The sequence below is a fragment of the Brasilonema angustatum genome (genome assembly GCF_059505445.1).
In genome coordinates this window covers 1-13264 of sequence record NZ_JCACKO010000060.1, presented here as the reverse complement: position 1 = coordinate 13264, position 13264 = coordinate 1, and the positions used below count along the sequence as shown (strand labels likewise).

8 protein-coding genes and 1 tRNA gene are annotated in these 13264 nt (G+C 39.6%); 4 read left to right on the top strand and 5 right to left on the bottom strand.

The genetic code is table 11. The features are described 5' to 3' along the window. Position 1: 1 nt before the first annotated feature. Positions 2-1303: an O-antigen ligase family protein gene (locus AC5JM2_RS12705; protein WP_495835234.1), complete on the bottom strand. Its 1302-nt coding sequence runs from the start codon at positions 1301-1303 to the stop codon at positions 2-4. A 540-nt stretch (positions 1304-1843) separates the two neighbouring features. On the opposite strand from AC5JM2_RS12705, the gene AC5JM2_RS12700 reads away from it, so the two are divergent. Genes AC5JM2_RS12700 through AC5JM2_RS12690 form a run of 3 tightly spaced genes read left to right on the top strand, consistent with a single transcriptional unit; the run spans position 1844 to position 6632 of the window. Beyond that, the gene (locus tag AC5JM2_RS12700; protein WP_495835233.1) at positions 1844-4150 is read left to right on the top strand and encodes a GumC family protein; all 2307 of its coding nucleotides are present in this window, start codon (positions 1844-1846) and stop codon (positions 4148-4150) included. A 53-nt stretch (positions 4151-4203) separates the two neighbouring features. After that, positions 4204-5553, top strand: a complete 1350-nt coding sequence (locus AC5JM2_RS12695) for a lipopolysaccharide biosynthesis protein (protein WP_495835232.1) — start codon at positions 4204-4206, stop codon at positions 5551-5553. Positions 5554-5567: 14 nt separating this feature from the next. Then, positions 5568-6632, top strand: a complete 1065-nt coding sequence (locus AC5JM2_RS12690) for a glycosyltransferase family 2 protein (RefSeq protein WP_495835231.1) — start codon at positions 5568-5570, stop codon at positions 6630-6632. Here AC5JM2_RS12690 and AC5JM2_RS12685 read toward each other — a convergent pair whose 3' ends face one another. The 4 genes from AC5JM2_RS12685 to AC5JM2_RS12670 all read right to left on the bottom strand — a co-directional run bounded on the left by AC5JM2_RS12685 (position 6633) and on the right by AC5JM2_RS12670 (position 12053). Next, the gene (locus AC5JM2_RS12685) at positions 6633-8600 is read right to left on the bottom strand and encodes a protein kinase domain-containing protein (RefSeq protein WP_495835230.1); all 1968 of its coding nucleotides are present in this window, start codon (positions 8598-8600) and stop codon (positions 6633-6635) included. A 432-nt stretch (positions 8601-9032) separates the two neighbouring features. Further along, positions 9033-9539, bottom strand: coding sequence for a YceD family protein (locus AC5JM2_RS12680; RefSeq protein ID WP_495835229.1), 507 nt, complete (start codon positions 9537-9539; stop codon positions 9033-9035). A 300-nt stretch (positions 9540-9839) separates the two neighbouring features. After that, positions 9840-11864, bottom strand: coding sequence for a hypothetical protein (locus tag AC5JM2_RS12675; RefSeq protein WP_495835228.1), 2025 nt, complete (start codon positions 11862-11864; stop codon positions 9840-9842). 118 nt (positions 11865-11982) lie between these two features. After that, positions 11983-12053 (bottom strand) — tRNA-OTHER (locus tag AC5JM2_RS12670). 348 nt (positions 12054-12401) lie between these two features. Here AC5JM2_RS12670 and AC5JM2_RS12665 point away from each other — a divergent pair. Beyond that, complete coding sequence (locus AC5JM2_RS12665) at positions 12402-13142, top strand: lamin tail domain-containing protein (RefSeq protein ID WP_495835227.1); 741 nt, start codon at positions 12402-12404, stop codon at positions 13140-13142. Positions 13143-13264 lie beyond the last annotated feature (122 nt).

Genomic DNA, 13264 nt, shown 5'->3' with positions numbered 1-13264 from the left:
CTCAATTTATTCTTCCTTCTTCGTCTGCCATCATATTGAGATAATAGCTGTATTTTTTCGCTTGTTCAAACTCCACAGCCGTTGAAAAAATTACTGATATGTATAATATCCAAAAGATACTGTTACTTGCGACAAGAGTGCTTTCTGTGACGTTGGATATAAATAAAAACGTCAGATACATTAAAGGCCATAAACCCTCTACCATTTTAGTAGCCCGTAACCACATAACTCCTTTTATACAAGTGGTTACATAGCTTATGCAAAAAACGATTAACCCTAGTATCCCCAATTCTGCCAATAAATCCATAAAGCCATTGTGACCATAAGGAGATTCCCATTCCAAGGTGCGCCAAAGGTAGGCTGTCACATCATTATCCCAGTTTTGCCAAACAGCATTAAAACCGTAGCCTAATAAAGGGCGTTCCCAAATTAGCTCAAGCATTACTCCCCAAATATCTGTGCGTCCTGTGAGTGTCAAATCCTTACCCAATGCAGTCGCTATAATTGGTAAATTATCTAATAGCAAAGTCGCTGTAGTTCCTACCACAAGAATCACAGCAATTACTAAAGGGACTACTTGATTATAATTTCCTCGCAAAGCCTTATATAGTGGCAAGATAATTATCAAAGTCAGAAGAACAATCAAGGCTGTTTTTGAGGTTGAAAGAATGATTAAAACCACTGATAAAACAAAACCAAGCCACGAAAGCCATTTATATTTCTGTTGAGAAAGCGAGTTGTCAAGACAGAGTAAGAGAAAGACTATGGTGCTGACATTCATCAAACGACCCAAGGTGTTTTTGTGCGTTATGACACCTCGCCAAGCTCCCGCATGAATACCTTTTTCCTGAAAGGTCATCAAACCATAAGATGGGAGTGCTATAGCAAACACAAAGCTTAGTAATATTATTAACCCGAACATCCAAGCTAATAATTCTAGTTGCTCCCTCATGGTGTAACGCGTAGCTAAGTATACTCCGAATCCAGTTGTCCCCAAAAGAAGTACGCTACGACGTGGGGTAATATCTGGTGCTACTGTCCACAAGACGGATGCTAATGCAATTCCTACCAGTAACCAGATCCAAATGTCCCTCTGTGCAACGTACAAAAAACTTTTCCAGTTTTTCATAACCAACAACAGAGTCACGATATAGATTCCCATAAAAAGGATTGGAGTGTATGGATCTTGGCTCGCATCTACAGAATCTTCTTTTTCTATAAGAATAGGTATCAAGGCAGTTGTTGAAAAAAACAGAGTCAATACAACAAATACCTTTTCGGCTAGCCTTGATAATCTGTGCATGGCTACTCTCTTTGCAATAATTTGTTAGCCGTCTCAAGAAAATTTCTTGAACAAAAAAAGTGATGCTTAATTTGAAGAAAGGTCTTAAATACATTTATCGTATAAAAATTATCCCATTCAACTTTCGTATAATTATGTCCAAAGAAGTCATTTTTGATTCAATCTGAACTTTCGACTTTACTTTATCTTTATTGATAAAACGTTTTTTATGAATTTTATGTAAAGAAGAGCATAATATATAATAATATATACGTAGGAGGGTATGTTAGAGGATACTGAAACTAGCAAAAATCTGGTATGATTTATCCTTAAGATCAGGGAGCACTTTGCACAAAAAAAACTAATAAGTGCAGAGTCTGTAACCGCATCACCTTGTTGGATGTTAGCCGTACCGCACTCACGCTAGCATTGGTTGTTGTAAATGCAACACCATTCCAAACAGTTATCCCATTTGTCTTTCTGGCAAGTTGGCTAGAATTCAGTATCTAAAAATATAGATTGACAAAATCGTGTATTCAATATAATTGAATGGGAAAACCAATGCCAACTAAGGAACAAAGCTTGCAGTACTTGAGAAATTCTAATACTGTACTGAAAGAGCCGTATTTATCTTGGAGAAGATCAGAAGGTGAAGAAGAAAATACGGGTCAAAATCAAATTTTCCCTACATTGCGTCGTCGCTTAGGTTTGATTGCTAGTGCGACAGTGATTGTGACTACAGTGGCTATTGCGTGGACAGCAACTCGATCTCCAAAATATGAAGGTAAGTTTCAGATATTAGTTGAACCATTAAAAAGCGCTGATAGTGAGTTACTGCTTTTACTATCGGAAACTTTAAAGCAAAATATCAACGAAATCACCAAACAGAATAAAACCGAAATGGATTATCAGGCTTTAATGGAGGTTTTGAAAAGTCAAAAGCTGATAGATCCAGTTGTGAAAGACCTGAAAAATCGCTACCCAGACATTACCTACGATCAACTTGCTGCGAGTGATGCGTCTGGTAAGGTGTCTCCTGAACGGGTTGGCACGTTACATATTAGTCGGATTGGTAAAGGCAAAGACCTATCAAGAGTTGTGGAGGTTCGCTATCGAGAATCCAACCCGCAAAAAGTTCAGTCTGTTTTAGAGGAGGTATCACAAGCATACCAAAACTATAGTAAAGAACAACAGCAGACCAACTTACGTCAGGGAATAAAATTCGTTGAACAGCAGATTCCTAAAATACAACTCCGGGTGAATACACTTCAAGGACAAATGCAAGTGTTTCAAAAGAAGTACAATATGCTCAACCCGGAACTTCAGGGGCAACAATTGCTCAACAGAGCTGATGAACTTAAAACACAGCGCATAGAAACTGAAAGAAGCTTAGCTGAGACTCGCTCACTTTCTGCTTCTTTGCAAAAGCAGTTGCAAATGTCCGAAAATACAGCGATCGCTTCATCAGCGTTGAGTGAATCACCTCAATATCAGCAAGTCCTGACTCGTCTGCAAGAGGTAGAAACAAAAATTGCCACAGACTCAACCCGCCTCACAGAGAACAACCCAGTCATGCGGAGTTTGCGCGAACAGCAACGCAAACTCCTACCTTTAGTACAGCAAGAAGCAAAACTGGCATTAGGCAGGAATGGGGGGAGGGATAACTCCCAAGTAAGAGTTTATCAAAACTCGATTCGGCGTGACCTGATCAAACAACTAGCTGATAGCGCTAACCAAATTCAGACACTAGAAAGTAGCCTCCAAGCGAACAATAAAGCAACAGCCGAGTTGAATCAACAAATTCAGCAATATCCTGCCCTTTCACGTCGGTACGCCAATTTGCAAAGGGAATTGCAAGTTTCTACTGACACCCTCAACCAGATTTTAGCTAAGCAAGAAGCACTACGGGTAGATGCTGCTCAACAGGATATTCCTTGGGAAATTATTACGCCTCCAACACTCCCTCGTGATAAAAAAGGTCATCTCGTACCAGTAGGACTCAATGGTGAGCGTAACATTGCCTTAGGAGCTGTTGGAGGTTTACTATTGGGAACTTTGGCTGCTTTGCTTTTGGAGAATTCGCAAAATGTCTTTCGCGATCCTGAGGAAATCAAACGTACAACTAAACTACCAGTTTTTGCGGTCGTTCCTTTCCACAAAGAATTAAGACACCCGACTTCTGTCAGAGATAAAGAACTAGCCTATGCAAATCAAAAAGGAAAACATCAATTTGTACCACAGGTAAAAGCAAAGACTCAGGAGTATCAAACAACTTCTTTTACCGAAGCTTTCTGCTCTCTTTTTAACAAAATAAACTCTCTCAAATCACAAGCTTCTATCCACTCAATAGTCGTGACATCAGCGACAAGTGGCGATGGCAAATCCACAGTAGCACTGAATTTAGCAAAGATAGCAGCTCAAGCAGGTCAAAAAGTACTATTAGTAGATGCTAATTTACGTCATCCTCAAGTTCATCATGCATTAGGTTTAGTTAACATCAAAGGACTTAGCGAGATACTTTTTCTAGGTATAGATTTTAATGATGTCGTTGGACAAGCACCCAGAGAAGAAAATCTTTTTGTGATCACGGCTGGTGATGCACCGCAAAATCCCACAAAGCTATTTTCATCTCAAAGAATGGAGAATTTCGTGAAGGAAGCCCATGCAAACTATGATTTAGTTGTGTATGACGCACCACACATTATGGGACTTTTAGACACAAGCATCTTAGCAAATCGTGTTGATGGAATTTTGATGGTTGCAGGACTAGGTAAAACAGTTCGTCCTTCTTTACACCAAGCCCTGGAAGAATTAAAAACTGGTCAGGTTCCAGTCTTGGGCATAGTAGCTGATACCATTGAACGGTAGCTAGTAATAGACAGTGATATTTTTGTCACTCGTTAGTTGTCCCAAAGATAGTAATGAGATCAATTCATCCTGTGATAAACATTATCAAGAAAAAATTCTCAGGTCAATTCATCCGAAATGTTGGCTGGCTGAGTATTTCAGAGATTATCTACAGAGTCTTGCGCTTGGGATTAGTTGTGATCATTGCTCGGTATTTAAATCGCCATGACTATGGTTTGGGTGCGATTATCATGACAGTGCGTGAGTTTTCACTCACGTTTGCTGACATAGGTATAAGTGCAAAAATAATTCAAGCTGAAGAAGAAGAACTAGAGGATTTGTGTAACTCTGCATACTGGTTAAGTTGGGCCGTTTTTTTTAGTCTTTTTGTTATTCAGTCTATTGCAGCTTTTCCCATAGCTTGGTTTTATAAAAGTCCAAATCTGGTTTTGCCAATAATTGTCTCAGGTTTAGCTTACTTAATTTGGCCTTTATCTACAATACAAAAAACTCTCATACAAAGAGAAAATCGTCTGAAAGTAATAGCAATTGCGAATAGTGTTCAAAACTTTACTGGAAGTATACTGACTGCGATTTTTGCTGTCTTAGGTATGGGTGTATGGTCGTTGGTGTTGCCTTCAATATTAATTTCGCCTATCGAAACCTTAATATACTACAGAGCACAGTCTTGGCGTGTCAACACAGGATTTACCACCAAAAGTTGGAGTCATATTTTTAAGTTTGGTAAAAATATTTTAGGGGTTTCCTTGTTAAGAACACTAAGAAATAACTTAGATTATCTGTTAGTTGGTCGCTTTGTTGTAAAGCAGGGAGTTCCTGAATATGGAATTCAGGAATTAGGGTTATACTTCTTTGGTTTTAACGCCGGATTAGGAATTAGTTTAAGTATTATTAATGCTATTAACTCAGCAATTTTGCCTCATCTATGTGCAGTTCGCTCAGAATTGTCTGAATTGAAAAAATCCTATTTTAGTAGTCTGAAAACTATTCGCGCCACCATTATTCCTTTTGTCATACTCCAATCTAGTTTAGCTCATATTTATGTACCAATTGTTTTCGGTAAAAAATGGCAGCCTGCTATCCCCATTGTTGTTCTCATTTGCTTATCCGCAATTCCACGACCCTTTGCAGACGCAGCATCCCAATTGCTTATAGCAGTTGGGAAACCTCATTTAGATTTATATTGGAATATCGTATTCACTTTCCTATTTAGCATAGCAATCCTGATAGGAGTGAACTTACAAGTTCTTGGTGTAGATACATCTGTGTTATCAGTTCATTTAGGAGATCACTGGCAAATAATTGTTGTAGCAATATCTGTTTTATTAGTTCATATTGTGTTTTTACCTCTGTTTACATTGTGGGCAACACGTTATGTTTTCCCAAATAATCATAAAAATTAGAATTCGGGGCTTCTATGAAAAAAGTTTCTGTGATCATTCCAGTTTACAAAGTTGAGAAATATGTAGCAGTAACAATACAATCAGTTCTTGAGCAAACATATAAAAATTTTGAGTTGCTCATCATTGACGATGGTTCTCCGGATAAAAGCATAGAAATTTGTCAGCAATTTACAGACAATAGAATCAAAATAATCCGTCAGGAAAACCGAGGAGTAGCTGCGGCTCGAAACGTTGGTATTCGTCATGCTCAAGGGGAATATTTGGCTTTTTTAGATGCAGATGACTTATGGGTAAGCGAAAAGTTAGAAAAACATATTGAACATTTAAACAAGTCACCAGCAGTGGGGGTGAGTTTTTGTCGCTCTTCTTTAATCGATGAAACAGGGAAGCCTTTGGGTATTTATCAGATAACCAAGCTCAAGGAAATTACTCCACTTGATATACTTTGTCGGACTCCCATTGGAAATGGATCAGTACCCGTGATTCGGCGTCAGGTTTTTGAAGATATTGCATTCCAAGATAATCTTTATGGAGTGGTAGAAAACTTTTATTTTGATGATGATCGCCAACTACACCCTTCAGAAGATGTGGAACTTTGGCTGCGGATAGCGATGAAAACGAAATGGCTTATAGAAGGAATTCCAGAAGCCTTGACGCTTTACCGAATAAATTCCCAGGGATTTTCGGCTCAACTGGTGAAAAAGTTAAGTTCTTGGGAAACAATGCTGGAAAAAGCACGCGTCTACGTACCTCCAGCATCAATGTCTGAGTTGGAAAAAATCGCTATGGCTTACCAACTACGCCATTTAGCCCGAAGAGCAGTCACTTTAGAAGATGGTTCAACAGCTGTGGAGTTTGCTGTGCGATCGCTCTCTACCCACTGGCGAATTCTACTGGAAGAACCACACCGTACAATTATCACTCTTGCAGCAGCTTATTTTCTCTGGCTAATGCCACGCAAGCTGTACCATCAAGTACAATCTGTTGCTTTAAAAATTGCCGGGGCTAATCAAAAACGACGCATTCAACAAGAAGAATTAGGAAAAAAACCTTATAGCGTTGTCCTAAAGGATGTCTGATTACCGAACCACCCGCCAAAGATTGATAGTCCCGTCAGTGCAACCACTCACAAGGGTGTTATCATCGGGACTAAAGGCAACGAAAGTAACTTCTTTAGAATGTCCCCGGAGGGTAAGAATTTCCCTTTTCGTTGCCACATCCCACAGTTTGATGGTATGGTCACTACTACCACTTGCCAGGGTTTTACCATCTGAGGTAAAGGCAACAGAATTAACAGAGTAAGAATGTCCCTTAAAGGTGTAGATTTCCTGCCCGGTTGCTAAATCCCACAGTTTGATAGTGTCGTCAGCACTGCTACTGGCAAGAATCCCTCCGAGTCGTCCTCCCAAACTCCGCAAGTCAGAACGAATAGGACTAATAGCCACAGATCTAATTGGTTGAGAATGTCCTTTTAAAGTTCTGATCAGCTGTTTATTTTTTAAATTCCATAGTTTGATAGTATAGTCTTCACTGCCACTGGCAAGAATTTGTCCATCCGGACTAAAGGCAACAGATTTCACTGCACCAGAATGTTCCTTTAGGGTAGCAATTTCCCTTCCGGATGGCAGATCCCATAGTTTGATGCTACCGTCAAAACTGCCACTTGCAAGCATCTTGCTATCCGGACTAATGGCAACGGATTCAACCGAACTCGAATGTCCATAGAGGGTATAAATTTCTCGTCCAGTGAAGAGATTCCATAGTTTAATAGTTTTGTCACCATTGCCACTGGCTACAGTACGACCATCCGGACTGGTAGCGACGGAATAAACTGAACCAGCATTGCCCTCAAGTGTGAAAATTTCCTTTCTAGTTGACAAATTCCAGAGTTTGACGGTTGTGTCAAAACTACCGCTGGCAACAATCCCCCCCAGTCCCCCCTTATAAAGCGGGGAGTCAGAGGGGATCGAACTAACAGCAACAGAAGTTACCAAATTGGAATGCCCATTGAGGGTTTTCATCAAGAAATTGTTTTCCGCTATCAGGTTTAAGATCTGGAAATTGTTTATGTAACAAAATCCCCCAAATCCTAACAACACAATGCCAGCACCCGCTAAAAGTCTGTTTTTCAGTCTAGGTGGCTGCGGGGATGATGGCTGAGGTTCTAAGTCTTTGAGGACTTCATCCGCAGACTGATAACGCTCATTAATGTCTTTTTTGAGAAGCTTATCGAAAACTTTAGCTAAATCTGCACTTATCGAACATTTCAAATATTGCTGCCAAGAAACAACCCAGCTATAGCCATTTTCTGCCCAAAGACTACCTGGTGAAACACCAGACATTAAATGAAAACACGTAGCCCCTAAGCTAAATAAATCGCTTGCTGGGTGAGCTTCACCATCCTGCAATTGTTCGAGAGGACTATACCCACGTGTACCAATAGTCGTCCCCGGTTTAGTCCGTACTGTTGCGCTTAGTTGCTTCGAGGCACCAAAATCAATTAGTACTAACTTGCCATCACTTTGACGGCGCATAATATTTTGTGGCTTAATATCCCGGTGAATCACCCCACGCTCATGAATAAACTTTAGAACGGGCAGCAAATCCAGTAAACCTTGCCGAATTTGTGCTTCATGATATATTCCCTGTTGTCGCAACTCTTTGAGCAAAGTTTGCCCATCAATAAACTCTTGGACTAAATACAGATAGTTATCTTCCTCAAAGTAAGCCAACAAGGTAGGAATCTGGGAATTTTTTCCTAGTTCTTGCAATCGCTGCGCCTCTTGTTGGAATGACTCAATCGCCTTCTTCAAAGCCCACGTCCCCTGGACTTTTGGTGCTAGTTGCTTGACGACACAGCGTTCATTGAGCTTATCTACGTCTTTTGCCAAGTAGGTTCTACCAAACCCACCTTCATCTGAAAGCACCTGAGTTATACGATAGTGACCTCTCAAAAGCGGTATGAGTAGCGCGCCACAACTCTGGCAATGGATTATCTGTTCAGGATTTTGAGGTTGCGGGCAATCGGGGTTGAGGCAGCAGAGCATCGTCTGGCAAGCGTGACTGTGCTGCCATCTATCATATTACATCTTAAATTTTTCAGAGCGAAAATTCTCAAAGCGATACGCCTTTGGCGTCTGCGCTCCGCGCGATCGCTCTGAACAATTTCTGCGACAACTCGGTTCTGGAGTTTAGACCAGTCAGGAATGCGAAACAACAGAATAAATAAGTGAAAAAATTATTACACTTACATGAAACTTAATATAGGAATCCGGTTTGGTTTATAAAGTTACTAGTTGAGCTAAGGAACAGGGAACGCTTAACAGGGAACGCTTAACTCTTAACCGTTAACAAAAACTGTACGGAGTTCTGTTCAAAAATCAAATAGGAATTCTATAGTTTGCGAAAATGAGCAATGAAATGTTCCTAATTTGCAGTAGACGCTTTCAGGCTAAAGCGCCCACTACAAACCTATCAAACTACGCTCCCGGAAATTCCTTTTTCAAACCTTCCAAAGAAGCCCAACGCCTGTCAACACGCTTATCAGATTTACTCTGGGCGCTTGGTTGAATGCCCAAACAATTGGCATCACACAACTGTCGCCGAGGCAATTCTAAGCATATGTGCTCATATAGCCATGTACCGGGATCAAAATACCCTTGGGGTGATAAAGTTTCTACTAAATCATCAAAAGCAATTTCGCGTTCTAGTGGCAGATCATCAACGTTTGCTGCTTCATCTAACCAAATGATTTCTTTTGTATCAATGGTTAAACGATGATTGTAGTTTTGCAAGCATCGACTACAGGTACAAGTGATGATTGTTTCTGCTTGAGAAAAGACTTCTAAGTAATTTCCATGATGCTGGACGCGGATGCGACCTCGAACTGGTGTCAGAGTTTCTAAACCAGGTAGAAACTCTTTGACTTGAATTTCCTCTGTTGCTTGCGGCGCTTTTGTAAGCTGCGGAATATAAATTGCGTCCATAGCACTTGTCAGACATCCTTTCTGCATAGCCCCATTTTACGACAAGCACGGAGTTATATTTCCTTGACCACGTCTATTCGTGAGAAGGGCGTCTACTTTTTTCAGATCCTGAAGTTGGTTTTTACGTCTTGTATAAGCACATCGATTATATCATTTTGGCAGCCAGCCATTAAAATTTCCGTGTCCTGTTTATTCTCTGGTCGCACATATAGAGAGGAGAGGGCTTTGAGGCAAAGTCGCTCTGCGACTTTGGGCAATAGGGCAGCTTCGTTGCCTTCGCCACAGCGAAGACTTGGGAATTCAAATAGATAATAAATGTAGTATTTGTCTTTCCTCATCTTTCAAACTTTCGAGTTTTTCATATCTTAATATCCTTTGATACTCTAATCTTTTTTCATACTGTTGAATGAGTTTATATATAATTTTTTCAATTCCCAGATAAATTAACATACCAGGAGCAGCGATCAAACCTAAAATACGAGTTATGTTCTCTCCTGCCTCACCAAAAAATATCTTCACAATACCTATAAGTAACCCAACTGGAATCATCATGATTAGCGTCCACGGTAGCAGAAGAAGAGAAATTAGATAGAGGCATAATATCTTAGAAAAATTATTAATCTTATCAGCGAGATTCTTAGCTGCCTCCATTTTTATCTTTGCTTTTTTTAATTCTGTATCAAGAGGTGATAATTGACTTGGAATTATTCTTTCATAACGACACACTACTTCATCTCTAAGTTGATTTAACTTATTTGTTAAGTAAGTCGAATATTGCTCAAGTAAACTCAATTGTGTATAGTTTTGATAACTGATACGACTTGGCAATTTAATTTCAATTAAGTCGTCTTTTAAAGCTAAATATCCATAAACTCTATAATTGATGGATTTTATTAACGTTAAATTGTTTTGAATTGTTTCATGATGATTTTGACATTTTTCTAATTGAGAATAAAACGTCAATACTTGTTTATGAACAGAAGAGGCTATTGATAACTTTTCTGCCAATAGATTTTTATAATCTTCAAATAAGATAAGTGCGTGTTCATGATCAACACTAATATCAGGCAGTTGACCAAGTTGTACTTCCTCAAATACTTTCTCATAAATTTCTGTACTGATTGCGTGAATTTTTTTTAAACATTTATCAATTTCCGTATGGGTACTTTCTCGTAAACGTTCACAGGAAAGTTTAGCTACAGCAAATTTACTTTTTCTCTTGCTCATTTCGTCTAAAACTACCAACTTCATCTGAGAAATATCACTAAGTACTTTTTTTCGCTTAAGTTGTTTTTCTAACCAATCTATATTCTCGGACAAGTTTTCTAATTGATGATAGGTAGTTTTATAATTTAACTCGCATGTTTCTATTTCCATAAAGGCTTCAGTGGAATGGAAAATGTGTAGTCGTTCATCTCTAACTTTATCTAAACAAGTATTTTCCAAATTCAGAATTTTTCTAGCCGCAAGTAAGCGAGTTGTTTTATTATTACTTTCCAGACAGTGAAATTGAGTCTCCATTAAAACTTGCAAATCACTGTCACTACTAAATTCAGTCAATTGATAAGCTGACAAAACTTGGGCAATGCCTTCAAATACCTCATTTTCGTCAATATCTGAAGCATTTTCTCCATAGTCTTCAGCTTTTATTAGTGCCAAGTTCACCTGATTTAATCCTCTCAAACTAAGAGCATTCATCACCTCCCAACAAACTGAAAATTTATTGAGACGCTGAATCTCTTGAGAATCATGTGAATCTTGCCATCCTCTTTCTCTTTTAGACTCCCATTCCTTCTTCAATGTCCAAAATTCATAATCTAGAGTCAATTCCTTAAGTTTGTACCAATATCCATAAGTCCAGAAACGTAAAAACTCATCATAATCATGACTTTCTATAAGATTTTGGTCAGCAAATCTTTTAATCTTAGACTGCATTATCTTCTCAGCAATACTTCGGGGTTCCTCAGAAAAATGCACAGACACTGCGATACAATCAAATCCCAATTTATCAATCGTCGTCGCTGCAGCCCAGCGAATCAAGTCAGTCGAACCAGAACGCGCCTGTTCACTCAGCATGATCAGCAAATCATCACTTTGCTTCAACCGCAGCTTTACATCAGCATCAGTAATCTTGCCAAACGCCTGTAATGTAAGTGCCAAAATAGGCTCTGGTTTGATTTTTTGCAGTATCTCTACAAATGCTACTAGGGGTGCCTCAGGGCGAGTTGCCAAACACTCAAATAGATCAATCTCTTCCCCTGGATTCTTGCAAGCGTTGAAAGCCTCGAAGATTTCCGCTGCGGTGTTGAGAATTTCGCAGTTCATACTGTCGGTAATATGCTAAATTTTACACAACTCATATATTATTATCATCGTACTAACGACATGAGTTCAGTATAAATACTGTTTATTTTCTGGCAGTTAATAGAACTTTACAATCTGATAGCAACGACCGGATTCGCACCCGCATCTCCTCTTTATGGTGAGGAATTTTACTGTTTGAACTACGTTGCTTGGAGTTATATCAATTAGCTACATACACCACACGTCGCAATAGTCTTGTGCTTTGCAAAGCGCTAATTAACTCAGATACAGCAATCCTAGATAAGTCGTGAACAAAAAAACGTAGACGCGGAGCGGCTTCCCGCAGGGTACCGCAAAGGGCGCAAAGAGGAGCCGCTTTCGCCTGGGCGGGTTTCCCGACTTGAGGCGACTGGCGTCGCAAAGAAAAGAAAGAGAAGGCGAGGAGGGTGTTCACATCCTATTTAGGAAGGCTGTATACGATTTGCTGCAATATCTCCAATAGTTAGCAACCCAGATATAATTACGATTATTTCTTGGATAGTCAAGGAGAAAATCATCGTGTGCAACGTTGTGATCACAAATCTTATTTGTCAGGGTCAAGTCAATACAACTCAGGCTGATCAATACATTGAGATTACCAATCAGGGTTCAACGTTGACAGATATATCAGGCTGGAAAGTTACTTTAGCTACCAACACTAAAGAGTTTCTTTTTCCTAGCGGTACTATGTTACAGTCCGCTCAGAGTTTCCGAGTTTATACCAATTCGGTTCACCCAGAGTCGGGGGGCTTCAGCTTCGGTATTGAAAGCTTTATTTGTAATGATAAAGGAGATTCGGCAAAACTCTATGATGCCCAAGGTAATCAGGTATCAACTTGGGCTTATGACCAACAAGGCAATGTAGTCAGTCAAGTTAAAGAAACCACAGATAAGCTTACCCCCGAACAAGCCCAAAAATTTTACATTGACGCACTAAAGCAAGCCGTAGAACAAGACTCTGAAGGCAGAGAATTCGTGAAGACTCTCGGAGAGAATACTGATAAAGCAACTGCACCAGAGAGCGTGCAGTCTTCTTACAACTTCTACTACGAGAATGTGGAAAAAGCCGACTATGGTTCAGTCAGGTTGTATAAAATGGTCATCAATAACACATTAACTTATGCGGTTCATGTAACGACTGATGGTGATGATGGCTGGTTGGAGATTTACGGGGAGTTCGGGGAGGAGCTGGGTTTTGCCCACTTCAACTACGATTCTCTTGAGTTTAATGATAAAGACACGATTCGCGCTTTCGTCTAAAGAGGTGCCCTGTTCATTTGTTTGTGATAGATTTAACTAATGCTTTCATAAGAAAAGAATTTGTGATGTCAATCAATTTTGGATTTAGGATTTTAGATTTTGGATTAACTCCACCCTAAAAG

Coding starts and splice junctions, on each gene's coding strand:
- AC5JM2_RS12705 (WP_495835234.1), bottom strand. CDS start 1,303: ATGCACAGATTATCAAGGCTAGCCGAAAAGGTATTTGTTGTATTGACT.
- AC5JM2_RS12700 (WP_495835233.1), top strand. CDS start 1,844: ATGCCAACTAAGGAACAAAGCTTGCAGTACTTGAGAAATTCTAATACT.
- AC5JM2_RS12695 (WP_495835232.1), top strand. CDS start 4,204: ATGAGATCAATTCATCCTGTGATAAACATTATCAAGAAAAAATTCTCA.
- AC5JM2_RS12690 (WP_495835231.1), top strand. CDS start 5,568: ATGAAAAAAGTTTCTGTGATCATTCCAGTTTACAAAGTTGAGAAATAT.
- AC5JM2_RS12685 (WP_495835230.1), bottom strand. CDS start 8,600: ATGCTCTGCTGCCTCAACCCCGATTGCCCGCAACCTCAAAATCCTGAA.
- AC5JM2_RS12680 (WP_495835229.1), bottom strand. CDS start 9,539: ATGGACGCAATTTATATTCCGCAGCTTACAAAAGCGCCGCAAGCAACA.
- AC5JM2_RS12675 (WP_495835228.1), bottom strand. CDS start 11,864: ATGAACTGCGAAATTCTCAACACCGCAGCGGAAATCTTCGAGGCTTTC.